Here is a 14,380-nt window from a genome sequence, read left to right on the forward strand (position 1 = left end):
TAGATGATGTCCCACCCCCATGTTCTGATCGCCGGAGGCGGTATCGGCGGTCTTGCTTTGGCGCTCACCCTTGAGCAGATCGGCGTGCCCTGCACCGTGTTCGAGAGCGTCTCCGATCTCAAACCCTTGGGCGTGGGTATCAACATTCAACCCAATGCGGTGCGCGAGCTTTTCGATCTCGGGATCACGGCAGAGGATCTCGACGGGGTCGGGATCAGCGCCAAAGAATGGGCGCTCGTAGGGCTCAACGGCAATGACATCTATGCCGAACCCCGCGGGCTCGACGCTGGCTATAACTGGCCGCAGTATGCCGTCCACCGCGGGCGCTTCCATCTCATGCTGCGCGACAAATTCGTCGAACGGGCAGGCGCGGGGGCCTTGCGTCTGGGATGCCGCGTGACGGGTTATGAAAAGACCGAGACAGGCGTCGTTGCCTTGATCGAGCGCCCGAACGGCGAAATGCTGCGCGAGGAGGGAACACTCCTCGTCGGTGCGGATGGCATCCACTCGGCGATCCGTGCCCAGATGCACCCCGACCAGCCGCCGATCCATTGGGGCGGCGCAGTCATGTGGCGCGGCACCACGCGGGCCAAGCCGATCCGCACGGGGTCCTCGTTCATCGGTCTCGGTACGCATGAACACCGCATGGTGATCTATCCCATCTCGCAGCCCGACGCCGACGGCTATGCCGATGTGAACTGGATCGCGGAAGTGACGTTCAAAGACCTCGATCAGCGCACAGGCTGGTTCAAACCCGCCAAGATCGAGGACTTCATCCATCATTTCGAGGGCTGGACCTATGAATGGCTCGACGTGCCCACACTCTTGCGTGGCGGCGATGTGGCTTACGAAAACCCGATGATCGACCGCGATCCGGTGGCGACTTGGCAGGACGGCCCTGTCGTTCTTATGGGGGATGCGGCCCATGCCATGTATCCCACAGGCTCGAACGGCGCGAGCCAAGCGATCATCGACGCGCGCACCTTGGGCGCTGCCTTCCTTGAGCACGGGGTGAACACAGCTGCGCTCGCCGATTACGACACCGCGCTCTGCGGACCCGTGTCCGAGTTGATTTTGCGAAATCGCGGGGCAGGGCCGTTTGGTCTGTTGAACATGGTCGACGAACGGTGCGGCGGCACCTTTGACAACATCGACGATGTGATCCCCGAGGCCGAGCGCAGCGAATTCATGGCGAAATACAAATCCGCCGCCGGTTTTGCCAAGGACAAGCTCAACGACGCGCCCCGCACCATCCCCGAGGGCGCCAAAGTCGCGCTCTGATGCAAAAGGGGGCGTCGCCGCCCCCTCACACCTCAGGCGTTTTCAAGCGCCGTGATGATCGGCCCGAAGTCAGCCGCTTTGAGAGACGCACCCCCGACGAGCGCACCGTCCACATCCTCGACCGCGAAAATCTCGGTGGCGTTCGAAGGTTTGACCGATCCGCCATAAAGAACGCGCATACCTTGGCCTTCCTCGCCGAAGCGGGTGACAAGCAGGGTGCGGATATGGGCGTGAACTTCTGCGATCTGCTCAAGGGTCGGAATCTTGCCCGTGCCGATGGCCCAGACGGGTTCATAGGCGATCACCGTATTCGCCGCAGTCGCAGTCGCGGGCACCGACCCCGAAAGCTGGGTTTCCACAACGCCGAGAGTTGCGCCGCTTTCGCGTTCGTCCAGCGTTTCTCCGATGCAGATCACGGCAATAAGCCCGCCCGAAATCGCGGCCTCGCTCTTGGCATGGACGATGGCATCGGTTTCACCGTGATCGGCGCGGCGCTCGGAATGGCCGAGGATGACATAGGTTGCGCCCGCATCCTTGAGCATCGCGGCCGAGATATCGCCCGTGTGAGCCCCTTTGCCGTTCATGTGGCAATCCTGACCGCCCGTCGCAATTGCGCTGTCTTTGGTGATGTCGCTCATGCGCGACAGAAGCGTGGCAGGCGGGCAAAGGAGAAGATCGACCGTCGGTGTCGGATTGGCCGCAATGAGCGCTTTGACCTCGGTCAGGTCAGCGGCGGTCCCGTTCATTTTCCAATTCCCGGCGGCGAGTTTGCGGCGCATTTTGATCCTCCTTTGTGGGTTCTGTTATGTCTAACAATCCACCAAGAGGTTGCAAGCGCTCAAAGATACTCCAAAGCCCGCCGTGCCAAGGCACTTGCTTCGTCGGGATGGTCGAGAACATCCTCGGGGAGCGCCCAATAGGGCATCTGGGTGATCCCCCCGTTCTTGCGCTCATAGCTCCAGCGCTCCCAGCCTTGGGCGGTCATCCAATCGGCAAAGCCGCCCGCACCCTTGAGCAGGATGAGGCCATCGGACATGATCAGGGAAAAAATCGTGCCGCTCGCATAAATGCAGAGCCCACCCATCATCTTGCGAGTGCTCAACGGGCCGACATGACGGAACAGGTCGAGCGCGAACTCGATCTGTTCGTCCGAAACGCTCATTTATCGGCCGTCAGGCTTTCGTCGAATTTGATCGACTCGCCGCAGCCGCAGGCATCCACAACATTGGGGTTCTTGAACTTGAACCCGCTTTCCAAAAGCGAGGTTTCATAGTCGATCTCGGTGCCGAAGAGGAACATCTGGGCCATTGGCGCGATGATCACGCGAGCGCCGTTCAGCTCGACCACTTCATCGTGGGCGGCGATCTCGTCGACATAGTCCATGGTGTATTCCATGCCCGCGCAGCCGCCTTTTTTCACCCCGATCTTGAGCCCCATGTGCCCGCCGCGCTCCATGAGCTTGGCGATTTGCGAGGCCGCACGCGGCGTGATGGTGACGGGTGAGCTTCCCGGAATGCCGAACATTTGGATCTCCTTTGAGACCTAATCTAGGATGCGCAGACTTTGCGCTCAAGTGTCGATCACATAAACCCGAGTTCAAGGCGGGCTTCGTCGGACATCATGTCCATGCCCCACTGCGGCTCCCAGGTCAGTTCGACGTCAATGGATTTGACCCCTGCAACAGGTCCGACCGCATCGGCGACCCATCCCGGCATCTCGCCCGCGACGGGACATCCCGGCGCAGTCAGGGTCATGATCACTTTGACGTCATTTTCTTCATTGATATCAACGGTGTAAACGAGACCGAGATCAAAGATATTCACAGGAATTTCGGGGTCATAGACCGTGCGGCATGCCTCGACCACCGCGTCATAAAGCGGGTGCTCGGTGCTTGACGGTTTGATCAGAGGAGCGCCCTCTACAGTGCCAGTCGTATCGTTCATTGCAGCGTCCATAAAATTCCTGAGTGTTCATATAGGGTTTTGGGGCGCTGGGGTAAAGAGGGCAAGGCCCGCTCTCACAGAAATGCGAAATGGACGCCTAGTCATAGGACTGGGGCGGTATGCGAAAGGATGTATCGGCATTCGCGCTTTATTGGTTCAAGGTCCGCGGATCGCACGTTGCATCTTTTTGAGGTGTTTCGACCATTGAACCGAAATTTGTGGCGAAGATGACGACTGCTATACAAAAACTCCTTACCGAGATGTCGCCGAGCGAGGCTGTGCAAGAGCTGGATCTTGGACGATCCCAATTCTTTGACGACGTTGCGGCAACTTTTGTTAGGCTGACCCAAGCCGATGCTTCACTCGTTATTTTGGTCGGTCCGGACGAACTTCATGTGGTCGGTGTACATGGGGGAGAGTTCTCCAACTTCCAGCGAAGCATGGATAGAACAAGCGCCCAAGTCTACGAGGTCATGAGTGATTTCGACATCCAATATCCAAATTCGCACCTTGTGAACGGCAAGCAAGCAAGAGCGAAAAGTGCGGTTTTCTGCGCCCTGCGGCTCAACGGCGAAAACGTCGGCAATATTGTCGGCATCTTCACTGAACGTCGGACCGATTTTGGGGACGCTCAGGATGAATTGATTAAACTCGCAGACATCACAAGCGAAGTTCTACGCGAGAAGATCGCGTTCAAACTGATGCTTGCCGATGTTTTTGCCTTGGCGAACGCATAGGCCCGATATGACCCCAGATCTCTCGGCAATTCTTGGGCAAATGGACGATCCGCAGCGTGCTGCGGCCTATGAGCTTGAACGGAATGTCTTCTTCGACTCGATTGCAGAGCTCGGCGCAAAAGTGGTCGGGCGCAACATCGCGTCGCTCTATCTCGAAATGCACGACAAGAACTACGTGATCGGCGGATACAATCTCGCGCGCAAAACGTGGCCTCTCATGCAGAAAGAGGTTTTCCGCAATTACGCCTTTCTCGATGTGCCCGATGCGCGCCCCTACATGGAAAAGATCGCCAAGGAATACGGCAAGACTTACCAAGTCGCCTCTATGACGATTTGCGAAGTCACCTGTTTTGGCAAACGGGTCGGTGCGCTCGGGGTCGGGGACAGCGTCAAGGTGGGGCCTTTGGCTGCGGCGGACAAAGACGCACTGTTGCGGGTGGCGCGGATGGCCTCTTATGTGATCGAGACACGCTCTGCCGCGCAGCTTCTCAGACAAGACCTTGCCGCCATTCTCTCGTAAGGTTCCGCTTGGCATCCTCGGAGATTTAGGTATCTGGGGCACATTGCCCAAGGAGACCGACGATGACCCGCTTTAGTTTTGATCTCAAGGCCACAGATGGCAAAGCCCGCACAGGTGTCATCCATACACCGCGCGGTGACATTCGCACGCCCGCCTTTATGCCCGTCGGCACTGCCGCCACGGTCAAAGCGATGATGCCCGAAAGCGTCAAGGCGACGGGGGCCGATATTCTCCTCGGGAACACCTATCACCTGATGCTGCGGCCGACGGCCGAGCGGATCGACCGTCTGGGGGGTCTGCACAAGTTCATGAACTGGGAGGGGCCGATCCTGACGGACTCGGGCGGGTTTCAGGTGATGAGCCTTGCCGATCTGCGCAAGCTCACGGAAAAAGGCGTGACCTTCAAAAGCCACATCGACGGGTCCAAGCATGAATTGACGCCCGAGCGTTCGATGGAAATCCAGAAGCTTCTCGGGTCGGACATCGTAATGTGCTTTGACGAATGTCCCGCATTGCCCGCCACGGACGAGGCGGTCGCGGCCTCTATGCGTCTGTCGATGCGGTGGGCGCAGCGTTCGCGCGATGCCTTCGGGGATCGCCCCGGCCATGCGCTGTTCGGCATTCAACAGGGCGGCGTGACCCAAGAGCTGCGCGAAGAAAGCGCCAAAGCGCTCGTCGAGATCGGTTTTGACGGCTACGCGGTCGGCGGTCTTGCCGTCGGCGAAGGCCAAGAGGCGATGTTCGGCGTGCTTGACTATGCGCCTGATATGCTCCCCACTGACAAGCCGCGCTATCTTATGGGCGTGGGCAAGCCCGATGATATCGTCGGAGCCGTCAAGCGCGGGATCGACATGATGGACTGTGTTCTCCCCTCGCGGTCGGGCCGCACAGGGCAAGCCTGGACGCGTCGCGGTCAGGTGAACATCAAGAACGCGCGCCATCAGGACGACCCCCGTCCCTTGGACGAGAGCTGCACCTGTCCTGCCTGCCGCAACTATAGCCGCGCCTATCTTCACCATGTATTCCGCGCGCAGGAGATGATCTCTGGCATGCTACTGACTTGGCATAATCTCCATTACTACCAAGAGCTTATGCAGGGCATGCGTGACGCCATCGCCCAAGGCCGATTTGCCGATTTCGAAGCCGATTTCCACGCGCAGCGCGCAATGGGCGATATCGAGCCGCTCTGAGCAGAGCGTTAGGCCGGAACGCCCTTTGGGTTCGCGCGAAAAGCGCGCTGCACGGCGCGAAGACTAAAGGTCAGGTCGTCGTCGAACCAATGCAAGAGCGCATTGCCGAGGCTTGCGTTCGAGAGCTCCATGGCAAGATGGGCATGGGTTGCGCCTTCGCCCGTGTCTTCGAGAACGAGGGTGTAATAGGTCTGTTCCCCTCGGTCGCTGTCGCGCTCGATCAGAAAGCGGGCCCGTTCATAGCGGTTCCGCTCGAGATGGGTAAGGGTCATCTCTTCGAGCAATGTGTCACCCGTTTCCAAGCGCAAATAAAAGGTGTCGGGGTCGTCCTTGTCCCGATCGAAATCTACGAGCGCGCAGGATTTGACATCTTCGGGATGCGCTTCACCGGGAATGATGGCGGCCCAGATCGCGCGGGCAGGGCCTTCTATCGTGGCGCGTTGCTCGGACAGGGTCCGGAAGTGGAAGCCGAAGTGCTCGGCCACGCGGCCATAAGCAAGCTGATGGACAAGCCAGCCCGTCACCAATCCCGCCGAAGCGGCGACATCGGGCGTCAGTGGAAGCGCCGTTGCAATCACGAAACCTGTGGTGAGCGTTTCGGCCCAGTTGCGAAGCGCAGGTTGCAGGATAAGCACCAGAGAGAGGCAGGCGAGCCCCGTAAAACCGCAGACCAGCGCCTGCCAACCGGCGCCAAAGCCCAAAAGCCCCGCGAGGAGACAACCAAGTCCCGTCACCGCATATCTTCGCTTTTGACGCGCAAGTCTTTTTACCTGCATCACGACCTCGTGTAGCCTTGCACATACCTTTGTGCATTTCTGGAGTGGCACCGAACTTGCAGACGATATTTGCCTTGAAATATGGCGATTGGGCGGCGAATGAGGGGTATTTTACGGTTTCCTGCCCTTGCTGTTCCTGCACCAAAGAGGCACAGTTTACCCAGCAAGGATGCTTGAACTCGGTGCGCAACTGCACCATGTTTAGCGTCCTAGCGGAGACGCCGTCGGTTGCCGTTGATCGGGACCTTGGTGTCTTGCCATAAAAAAGGATACGAGCATGCAAGAACCTCTCGCCATGTCTTACCCCGTGCTGCCGCTGCGCGATATCGTTGTGTTCCCGCACATGATCGTGCCGCTCTTTGTCGGTCGAGAGAAATCCGTCCGCGCCCTCGAAGAGGTGATGCAGGACGACAAGCAAATTCTGTTGTCGAGCCAGGTCGATCCCTCGCAGGATGATCCGACCCGCGACGACATCTACAAAGTCGGTGTGCTTGCCAATGTGCTCCAGCTTCTCAAGTTGCCCGATGGCACCGTCAAGGTGCTTGTCGAGGGCAAGAGCCGCGTGCGCATCACCGACATTCAGGACAATGCCAATTTCTTCGAAGCCACGATCGAACCCCTCGAGGAGTTCACGGGCGACGAAACCGAGGTCGCCGCTCTGGTGCGTTCGGTCGGAGAAGAGTTCGAGCGTTACGCCAAGATCAAGAAGAACATCCCCGAAGAGGCGATGGCCGCCGTGTCCGAAGCGACCGATCCCGCCAAGCTCGCCGATCTTGTGGCGGGCCACCTCGGAGTAGAAGTCGGCCAGAAGCAGGGGCTTCTTGAAACGCTGTCGATCAGCGAGCGTCTGGAAAAGGTCTATGGCCTGATGCAGGGCGAAATGTCCGTCCTTCAGGTCGAGAAGAAGATCAAGACCCGCGTCAAGAGCCAGATGGAGCGCACCCAGCGCGAGTATTACCTGAATGAGCAGATGAAGGCCATTCAGAAGGAACTCGGCGACGGCGAGGACGGTCAGAACGAGATCGCCGAGCTTGAAGCCCGCATCGCCGAAACCAAGCTTTCAAAGGAAGCCAAGGAAAAGGCCGAGGCCGAACTCAAGAAGCTCAAGTCCATGAGCCCGATGAGCGCCGAAGCGACCGTCGTGCGCAATTATCTCGACTGGATGCTCTCGATCCCGTGGGGCGTCAAATCGCGCACCAAAAAGAACCTCGGCAATGCCGAAGCGATCCTCGATGCCGATCACTATGGTCTTGAAAAGGTCAAGGAACGCATCGTCGAATATCTCGCGGTGCAGCAGCGTTCGGCCAAGCTCAAGGGTCCGATCATGTGCCTCGTCGGCCCTCCGGGTGTCGGCAAGACCTCGCTCGGTAAGTCGGTCGCCAAGGCCACGGGACGCGAGTTCATTCGCATCTCGCTCGGCGGGGTGCGCGACGAATCCGAGATCCGCGGCCACCGTCGGACCTATATCGGCTCCATGCCTGGCAAGATCATTCAGGCGTTGAAAAAGGCCAAGACCACGAACCCGCTCATCCTGCTCGACGAAATCGACAAGATGGGGCAGGACTTCCGTGGCGATCCGGCCTCGGCCATGCTCGAAGTGCTTGATCCGGAACAGAACTCGACCTTTGTCGACCACTATCTCGAAGTGGAATACGATCTGTCGAACGTGATGTTCCTGACCACCTCGAACAGCTACAACATGCCTGGGCCGCTTCTCGACCGTATGGAGATCATCCCGCTTTCGGGCTATACCGAAGACGAAAAGCGCGAGATCGCCAAGCAGCATCTTCTGCCCAAGCAGATCAAGAACCACGGGCTCAAGTCCAAAGAGTTCGCGATGTCCGACGGCGCGCTGACCGAGGTCATCCGCACCTATACCCGCGAAGCAGGCGTGCGGAACCTTGAGCGCGAGATTGCCAAGATCTGCCGCAAGGCTCTGACCAAGATCGTCAAGAAAGAGGTCGATCGCGTCGAAGTGACGGAAAGCAACGTCGATGACTATCTCGGCGTGCCGCGCTATCGCCACGGGCTGGCCGAAAAAGAGGATCAGGTCGGCGTCGTCACCGGTCTTGCATATACGTCGGTCGGCGGCGAGCTTCTGAGCATCGAAGCGCTGCGTCTTCCGGGCAAGGGCCGTATGAAGACCACGGGCAAGCTCGGCGATGTGATGAAGGAGTCCATCGACGCGGCATCAAGCTATGTGCGTTCCATTTCGCCGCAACTCGGCGTCAAGCCGACCAAGTTCGACAATTGGGACATCCACGTGCACGTGCCTGATGGCGCAACGCCCAAGGACGGCCCATCGGCCGGTCTCGCCATGGTCACCGCGATCGTTTCGGTGCTGACCCAGATCCCCGTGCGCAAAGACATTGCCATGACGGGCGAGGTGACACTGCGCGGCAATGCGACCGCCATCGGCGGGCTCAAGGAAAAGCTTCTTGCGGCGCTGCGCGGCGGGATCAAAACCGTGCTGATCCCCGAGGAAAACCTCAAGGATCTCCCCGAGATCCCCGACAACGTCAAAGAGGGGCTCGAGATCATCGCCGTCAAACATGTCTCCGAGGTTCTGGAGCATGCTCTTGTCGGCAAGCCCTCTCCGATCGAGTGGGACGAGGAGGCCGAAGAAGCCGCTGCAGCCGCTGCTCTGGCGGCAAAAGAGGGCGGCAAAGGGGCGGTTGCGCACTGACCTTGCACGCTTTGGTTGACTAGATGTTGGGGGCGCGGTGAATTCCGCGCCCTTATCTATTGGCGTGTTGATTAAATCCTTGGGTGATGTAAGCTATCGGTCAATCAACCAAAAATCGGCGCAAGACCGACAGCTACCAGCGGAAAGAGCAGACAGATGGCCACGAAATCCAAAACCAAAACCGTCGCGAAAGCGGCGACCGAAGAGGCGCCCAAGCCCGAGCTTCACCTTGTCGAGGGTGAACCCGATGTGGTGATCGCCTCGGCGACGCCCGACAGCAACACGGGCGTTACCCGCAAGCCCCGGTTCATCGACCGCGTGGTCGAGCGCTCCGAGATGCGCAAGCGGGAGGTCAAACCGGCGGTTGAGGCGGCTCTTGCCGTTCTGGCCGAAGCCATTGCCAACGGTGAGGAGCTCATCCTTCCGCCTCTGGGGAAAATCAAGGTCAGCCGCGAAAAGGACTTTGCGAACGGAACCGCCTATGTGGTGAAAATCCGCGTGCCGAACGCGAGCGATCCCGAAGACGCCGATAATGCCGAAGAAGCTATTGCAGAGGCCGCAGAGTAGCGTTAAACGGCACCCATCGGGTCGTTAGCTCAGTTGGTAGAGCGCTTCGTTTACACCGAAGATGTCGGGAGTTCGAGCCTCTCACGACCCACCAGAATACCTTGCGCACCTCTTGCGGGTGCGCTTTTTATTTGGCCATGACTGAACAGCTCCCTGATCTTTATATCCTCCGCCACGGTGAGACGCTCTGGAACCTCGAAGAGAGGATGCAGGGTGGTCTGGATTCGGCTCTGACCGAAAAGGGGCATGCACAGGCAGAGCGCATGGCCGAAGTGCTTCGGGCGCGTGGGGTCGGGCCGGAGGGCTTTGACCTATGGACAAGCCCCAAGGGCCGCGCAATTGAAACCGCGCGCTATGTGCAAGAGGCGACGGGCCTTGTGGCACGGATCGACGAGGACTTGCGCGAAATATCGGTCGGCGATTGGGTCGGCCTGAGCAAGGCCGAGATCGAGGCGAAATGGCCCGCGCCCAAGCCCGACGAAGACTTTGTCGATTTCTATGCGCGTGCCCCCAACGGCGACTCATTCGAGGCCTTCTGGGACCGCATGGGCGGGGTCATCGCGCGGATCAAGCGGCCGACCGTCATCGTCACCCATGGGATGACGTCGCGATTCTTGCGTACGCGGGTTTTGGGTCTCGGTCTCAAGGACTTACGTGCGGTCGAAGGCGGGCAGGGGGCGGTCTTTCACATCACCAATGGCCAACATTTCAAGCTCTGACGCGGCTTTGTGAAATTTTTCTGCAAAAGCCTCTTGCCACCGGCGGCGGCTCTTTGTATCAGCCGCGCATCGGGTCGTTAGCTCAGTTGGTAGAGCGCTTCGTTTACACCGAAGATGTCGGGAGTTCGAGCCTCTCACGACCCACCATTTACCCCTCTCTTTGCTAGTCGTCTTGAAATCTCAGCCCTGCTGCACGCATTGCTGTTTCCAATTTGCCGAGCGCATTTGGTCCGATGCCATGGAGTGACGCAATCTGGGACCGTTTGAAGTGCGCAAGTGTTTCGAGGCTGTCTATCCCTGCAGAAGCAAGTGCGCGACCAGCGGGGGCGGATGCCTTGGGTAACTCCGTCATCGTATTGATATCCCGTTGCTTTCTGAACCACGTTGTCACGAATCCTAGGGATGCCCTCTTGATTCTCGCAAGGGCGAAGTCGGTCAATCTGTTCCTCGAATAAGTGGATCGAAGATGGCTCTCATCGCCCATATATCGCATAGCTAACCCTAGGTTTTTCTATGTTTTATTGGGGGTATGAGAACGGGCCCGAAATGAATTTCACAAACTGAGCATTTTTGCCCTCCGAAGTGCTTGACGACCTTCGCCACTCACCATAGAAGGCCCCTCACGTTCGGTCGTTCACCGAATGGCAGATACGCGGTTGTAGCTCAGTTGGTTAGAGTACCGGCCTGTCACGCCGGGGGTCGCGGGTTCGAGCCCCGTCAACCGCGCCACTGCCCATTTAGAACGACTTACCGTAAGTGCGCGGTTGTAGCTCAGTTGGTTAGAGTACCGGCCTGTCACGCCGGGGGTCGCGGGTTCGAGCCCCGTCAACCGCGCCACTTCTTCCCCGTGGGGAAACTTTGACGCCAAGGCTTTTGCCTCTGGCGTTTTTTGTTGTCTTAATATATTTTATTTTTGAAATGTTTAAGGAGTTCCAAATGCAACTGCTCGATACGATCCCGTGGAATATCGCCATTCTCGCCGCATTGACGCTAGGGTTGGCGCCGTTCTTTCCCGAGCCGCATATCTGGGAAAAGCTCAAAATGCTTGCGGGCGGATCATTGACCCGCCCGCTCGATATTTTCGATCTGGTGCTGCACGGCGCGCCTTGGCTTTTGCTCTTGGCCAAGATCGCCCGCGAAGTGCTTAGCCGTTGACGGCGGCGAGGATACGCGCCCAGCTTCTGATCCCTTTGTGGAAGGAGCGAAGGTCGTATTTCTCGTTCGGCGAATGGATCTGGTCGTCACCATTGGCAAAGCCGATGAGCATCGCGTCCATATCGAGATAGGTCTTGAAATAGCCCGCCACGGGAATGGAGCCGCCAGCGCCCACAAAGGCAGCCGCATCCGGCCATTCGTCGCTGAGTGCGCCGCGTGCCTGTTCAAAGGCGGGATGGTCGAGAGACATCACGCTGGCGGGACCTGCGCCGTGTTCCTTGAACGAGACCGAGCAATCGGGCGGCAACATGTCCGCCACATAGGCGCGAAAGGCCTTGCGGATCGCATGGGGGTCTTGGGTGCCGACCAGACGGAAGCTGACCTTGGCCGAAGCGATCGAGGGAAGCACGGTCTTGAAGCCTTCACCCGTGTAGCCGCCCGTGATCCCGTTGAATTCGCAGGTCGGGCGCGACCAGATCTGCTCGAGCGCAGTATAGCCTTTTTCGCCCGCAGGGGTGCTGAGGCCGACGCCGCCGAGGAAGCCGTCTGCGTCGAAGCCGAGGCCCTCCCATTGCGCTTTGAGCGCGTCGGTAAGCTCCTCTACGCCATCATAGAAGCCGGGGAGCGTGACGCGGCCATTGTCGTCGTGAAGCCCCGCAAGGATGCGGGTCAGAACGCGGATCGGGTTCGCAGCGGGCCCGCCGAACATGCCCGAATGAAGGTCCTTGTTCGGACCCGTGACGGTCAGCTCTTCGCCGCAAAGACCGCGTAGCATCGTCGTGATCGCGGGCGTATCGCGGTTGAACATACCCGTGTCGCAGATCAGGGCGATGTCGGCCTTGAGCTCGTCCTTGTTCTCTTGGAGGAAAGGAATGAGCGAGGGTGACCCGCTTTCCTCTTCGCCTTCGAGAAAGATCGTGATGCGACAGGGGAGGGTGCCCGTCTCGGCCTTCCAGGCGCGCAGCGCTTCGATAAAGGTCATCAGCTGGCCTTTGTCGTCGGATGCACCGCGGGCGCGGATCACTTTCCCGTTAGCGGTGTCTTCCAGCGCGGGATCAAAGGGGTCGCGGTGCCAGAGGGTGATCGGGTCCACGGGCTGCACGTCATAATGCCCGTAGAACAGAAGATGCGGGCCGCCGTCGCCGCCATGCGCGACCACCATCGGATGACCGGGCGTGGGGCGCTTGGAGGCATCAAAGCCCAGTGTTTTCAAATCGTTGACAAGCCAGTCTGCAGCGCGGTCGCAGTCGGTTTTATAGGCGGGATCGGTCGAGATCGACGGGATTCGCAGCAAGTCGAACAGGCGATCGACAGTGTGGTCGAGATCGGCATCGATCCGGTCGAGAATCTTTTCGAGGGTCATGGGACTTCCTTTTGTTTCCGATAGGAGACTACGCGTCTCGATCGGCGTGTCCAGAAGGCTCGGCTGTGCAAAAATCGTCAGGGGGCGTCAAAAGGTAGCGTATTGTTAGAACTGGTCTAAAGTTATAGATACGCGCAAACCCGCCGTTAGAGAACTGCCGCCGCCTGACGTGAAGGATAGACCATTGGACTATAACGCCATTCTTGATGCCGCTCTTGGAACCCTCCACAAAGAGGGCCGTTATCGCACGTTCATCGATATCGAGCGCCGCAATGGTCAGTTTCCCCATGCGATCTGGCGCAAGCCCGACGGGACCGAGGCCGAAATCACCGTATGGTGCGGCAATGACTATCTCGGGATGGGGCAGCACCCTGTCGTGCTCAAAGCCATGCATGAGGCATTGGACGCCACCGGCGCAGGCTCGGGCGGCACGCGCAATATTTCGGGCACCACGGTTTACCATAACCGTCTCGAAGCCGAACTTGCCGATCTTCACCAGAAAGAAGCGGCGCTTCTGTTCACCAGCGCCTATGTCGCCAATGACGCGACCCTTTCGACGCTGCATCGGCTTTTCCCCGGTTTGATCATCTATTCGGACGAGCTGAACCATGCCTCGATGATCGAAGGCATTCGCCGCAACAACGGCGCAAAGCGCGTCTGGAAGCACAATGATCTCGATGATCTGCGCGCCAAGCTCATGGCAGATGATCCCAAAGCGCCCAAGCTGATCGCCTTTGAATCGGTCTATTCGATGGACGGCGACTTCGGCCCGCTCAAAGAGCTTTGCGATCTTGCCGAGGAATTCGGTGCGCTCACCTATCTCGACGAAGTGCACGCGGTCGGCATGTATGGCCCGCGCGGTGGCGGTGTGGCCGAACGTGACGGACTTCTTGACCGTATCGACATCATCAACGGCACGCTGGGCAAGGCTTTTGGCGTGCACGGCGGCTATATCGCGGCCTCTGCGCGGATGTGTGATGCGATCCGGTCTTATGCGCCGGGCTTTATCTTTACCACCTCGCTTCCGCCCGTTGTCGCGGCAGGGGCGGCCGCGTCGGTCGCACATCTCAAGACCGATCAGTCGATCCGCGATCTGCACCAAGAGCGCGCCCGCGTGCTCAAGCTGCGGCTCAAGGGGCTTGGCCTTCCGATCATCGATCATGGCTCGCATATTGTGCCCGTGATCGTGGGTGATCCCGTTCACACCAAAAAGTTGTCCGATATGCTCTTGTCGGAATTCGGCATCTATGTGCAGCCGATCAACTTCCCCACGGTTCCGCGTGGCACCGAGCGTTTGCGCTTTACACCATCCCCTGTGCATGGCGCGCCCGAAATCGACAAATTGGTACAGGCTATGGACGCGCTCTGGTCCCATTGTGCGCTGAATCGTGCCGAAATGGCGGGTTAACAATTTTCTGCGAGTGCACATCTTTTTGGTGTATG

Annotated in this window: 15 protein-coding genes and 4 tRNA genes; 13 read left to right on the forward strand and 6 right to left on the reverse strand. The window is 58.9% G+C overall.

Annotation, left to right across the window (positions count from 1 at the left end):
• Nucleotides 1-6 precede the first annotated feature (6 nt).
• A complete protein-coding gene (locus QQG91_RS04890; protein WP_285772314.1) occupies nucleotides 7-1,281 on the forward strand; it encodes a flavin-dependent oxidoreductase in 1,275 nt (424 codons plus the stop codon).
• 32 nt (nucleotides 1,282-1,313) lie between these two features.
• Here QQG91_RS04890 and tpiA read toward each other — a convergent pair whose 3' ends face one another.
• Genes tpiA through QQG91_RS04910 form a run of 4 tightly spaced genes read right to left on the reverse strand, consistent with a single transcriptional unit; the run spans nucleotide 1,314 to nucleotide 3,224 of the window.
• Nucleotides 1,314-2,060, reverse strand: coding sequence for a triose-phosphate isomerase (gene tpiA, locus QQG91_RS04895; RefSeq protein ID WP_285771857.1), 747 nt, complete (start codon nucleotides 2,058-2,060; stop codon nucleotides 1,314-1,316).
• Nucleotides 2,061-2,119: 59 nt separating this feature from the next.
• Nucleotides 2,120-2,443, reverse strand: a complete 324-nt coding sequence (locus tag QQG91_RS04900; RefSeq protein WP_285771858.1) for a TfoX/Sxy family protein — start codon at nucleotides 2,441-2,443, stop codon at nucleotides 2,120-2,122.
• Nucleotides 2,440-2,805: a HesB/IscA family protein gene (locus tag QQG91_RS04905; RefSeq protein ID WP_285771859.1), complete on the reverse strand. Its 366-nt coding sequence runs from the start codon at nucleotides 2,803-2,805 to the stop codon at nucleotides 2,440-2,442. The genes QQG91_RS04900 and QQG91_RS04905 overlap by 4 nt, the downstream gene beginning before the upstream one ends.
• Nucleotides 2,806-2,861: 56 nt before the next feature.
• A complete protein-coding gene (locus tag QQG91_RS04910) occupies nucleotides 2,862-3,224 on the reverse strand; it encodes an SUF system Fe-S cluster assembly protein (RefSeq protein ID WP_285771860.1) in 363 nt (120 codons plus the stop codon).
• 218 nt (nucleotides 3,225-3,442) lie between these two features.
• On the opposite strand from QQG91_RS04910, the gene QQG91_RS04915 reads away from it, so the two are divergent.
• The 3 genes from QQG91_RS04915 (at nucleotide 3,443) to tgt (ending at nucleotide 5,671) form a co-directional block, all read left to right on the forward strand.
• A complete protein-coding gene (locus QQG91_RS04915) occupies nucleotides 3,443-3,961 on the forward strand; it encodes a hypothetical protein (RefSeq protein ID WP_285771861.1) in 519 nt (172 codons plus the stop codon).
• A gap of 7 nt (nucleotides 3,962-3,968) precedes the next feature.
• The gene (locus QQG91_RS04920) at nucleotides 3,969-4,481 is read left to right on the forward strand and encodes a hypothetical protein (RefSeq protein ID WP_285771862.1); all 513 of its coding nucleotides are present in this window, start codon (nucleotides 3,969-3,971) and stop codon (nucleotides 4,479-4,481) included.
• A 62-nt stretch (nucleotides 4,482-4,543) separates the two neighbouring features.
• On the forward strand, nucleotides 4,544-5,671 hold the full coding sequence (gene tgt, locus QQG91_RS04925; RefSeq protein ID WP_285771863.1) for a tRNA guanosine(34) transglycosylase Tgt: 1,128 nt from the start codon (nucleotides 4,544-4,546) through the stop codon (nucleotides 5,669-5,671).
• 8 nt (nucleotides 5,672-5,679) lie between these two features.
• Here the strand turns inward: tgt and QQG91_RS04930 are convergent, their stop codons facing one another.
• A complete protein-coding gene (locus tag QQG91_RS04930) occupies nucleotides 5,680-6,405 on the reverse strand; it encodes a hypothetical protein (RefSeq protein ID WP_285771864.1) in 726 nt (241 codons plus the stop codon).
• A gap of 319 nt (nucleotides 6,406-6,724) precedes the next feature.
• Here QQG91_RS04930 and lon point away from each other — a divergent pair, with 319 nt between their 5' ends.
• The 8 genes from lon (at nucleotide 6,725) to QQG91_RS04970 (ending at nucleotide 11,574) form a co-directional block, all read left to right on the forward strand.
• The gene (gene lon / locus QQG91_RS04935; RefSeq protein ID WP_285771865.1) at nucleotides 6,725-9,133 is read left to right on the forward strand and encodes an endopeptidase La; all 2,409 of its coding nucleotides are present in this window, start codon (nucleotides 6,725-6,727) and stop codon (nucleotides 9,131-9,133) included.
• Between the two features lie 156 nt (nucleotides 9,134-9,289).
• A complete protein-coding gene (locus QQG91_RS04940; protein WP_285771866.1) occupies nucleotides 9,290-9,700 on the forward strand; it encodes an HU family DNA-binding protein in 411 nt (136 codons plus the stop codon).
• Between the two features lie 18 nt (nucleotides 9,701-9,718).
• A tRNA-Val gene (locus QQG91_RS04945) sits at nucleotides 9,719-9,794 on the forward strand.
• A gap of 43 nt (nucleotides 9,795-9,837) precedes the next feature.
• Nucleotides 9,838-10,419, forward strand: coding sequence for a histidine phosphatase family protein (locus QQG91_RS04950; protein WP_285771867.1), 582 nt, complete (start codon nucleotides 9,838-9,840; stop codon nucleotides 10,417-10,419).
• A gap of 71 nt (nucleotides 10,420-10,490) precedes the next feature.
• Nucleotides 10,491-10,566, forward strand: a tRNA-Val gene (locus QQG91_RS04955).
• Nucleotides 10,567-11,071: 505 nt separating this feature from the next.
• Nucleotides 11,072-11,148: transfer RNA gene (locus tag QQG91_RS04960), tRNA-Asp, on the forward strand.
• A 31-nt stretch (nucleotides 11,149-11,179) separates the two neighbouring features.
• Nucleotides 11,180-11,256 (forward strand) — tRNA-Asp (locus QQG91_RS04965).
• A 99-nt stretch (nucleotides 11,257-11,355) separates the two neighbouring features.
• Nucleotides 11,356-11,574: an RND transporter gene (locus QQG91_RS04970; RefSeq protein ID WP_285771868.1), complete on the forward strand. Its 219-nt coding sequence runs from the start codon at nucleotides 11,356-11,358 to the stop codon at nucleotides 11,572-11,574.
• On the opposite strand, the gene QQG91_RS04975 is transcribed toward QQG91_RS04970, so the two are convergent.
• Complete coding sequence (locus QQG91_RS04975) at nucleotides 11,564-12,937, reverse strand: M20/M25/M40 family metallo-hydrolase (RefSeq protein WP_285771869.1); 1,374 nt, start codon at nucleotides 12,935-12,937, stop codon at nucleotides 11,564-11,566. The genes QQG91_RS04970 and QQG91_RS04975 overlap by 11 nt on opposite strands.
• Nucleotides 12,938-13,121: 184 nt before the next feature.
• Here QQG91_RS04975 and hemA point away from each other — a divergent pair, with 184 nt between their 5' ends.
• Nucleotides 13,122-14,345 carry a 5-aminolevulinate synthase gene (gene hemA / locus QQG91_RS04980; protein WP_285771870.1) on the forward strand — a complete coding sequence of 408 codons (1,224 nt, stop codon included), beginning with the start codon at nucleotides 13,122-13,124 and terminating at the stop codon, nucleotides 14,343-14,345.
• Nucleotides 14,346-14,380 lie beyond the last annotated feature (35 nt).

It is taken from the genome of Marivivens sp. LCG002 (assembly GCF_030264275.1).
Taxonomy (GTDB): Bacteria; Pseudomonadota; Alphaproteobacteria; order Rhodobacterales; family Rhodobacteraceae; genus Marivivens.

Excerpts from the sequence above, each read along its gene's own strand:
- tpiA (WP_285771857.1), bottom strand. The coding sequence starts at position 2,060 with ATGCGCCGCAAACTCGCCGCCGGGAATTGGAAAATGAACGGGACCGCC.
- lon (WP_285771865.1), top strand. The coding sequence starts at position 6,725 with ATGCAAGAACCTCTCGCCATGTCTTACCCCGTGCTGCCGCTGCGCGAT.
- QQG91_RS04910 (WP_285771860.1), bottom strand. The coding sequence starts at position 3,224 with ATGAACGATACGACTGGCACTGTAGAGGGCGCTCCTCTGATCAAACCG.
- tgt (WP_285771863.1), top strand. The coding sequence starts at position 4,544 with ATGACCCGCTTTAGTTTTGATCTCAAGGCCACAGATGGCAAAGCCCGC.
- QQG91_RS04970 (WP_285771868.1), top strand. The coding sequence starts at position 11,356 with ATGCAACTGCTCGATACGATCCCGTGGAATATCGCCATTCTCGCCGCA.
- QQG91_RS04950 (WP_285771867.1), top strand. The coding sequence starts at position 9,838 with ATGACTGAACAGCTCCCTGATCTTTATATCCTCCGCCACGGTGAGACG.
- QQG91_RS04905 (WP_285771859.1), bottom strand. The coding sequence starts at position 2,805 with ATGTTCGGCATTCCGGGAAGCTCACCCGTCACCATCACGCCGCGTGCG.
- QQG91_RS04940 (WP_285771866.1), top strand. The coding sequence starts at position 9,290 with ATGGCCACGAAATCCAAAACCAAAACCGTCGCGAAAGCGGCGACCGAA.
- QQG91_RS04900 (WP_285771858.1), bottom strand. The coding sequence starts at position 2,443 with ATGAGCGTTTCGGACGAACAGATCGAGTTCGCGCTCGACCTGTTCCGT.
- QQG91_RS04975 (WP_285771869.1), bottom strand. The coding sequence starts at position 12,937 with ATGACCCTCGAAAAGATTCTCGACCGGATCGATGCCGATCTCGACCAC.
- QQG91_RS04920 (WP_285771862.1), top strand. The coding sequence starts at position 3,969 with ATGACCCCAGATCTCTCGGCAATTCTTGGGCAAATGGACGATCCGCAG.
- QQG91_RS04890 (WP_285772314.1), top strand. The coding sequence starts at position 7 with ATGTCCCACCCCCATGTTCTGATCGCCGGAGGCGGTATCGGCGGTCTT.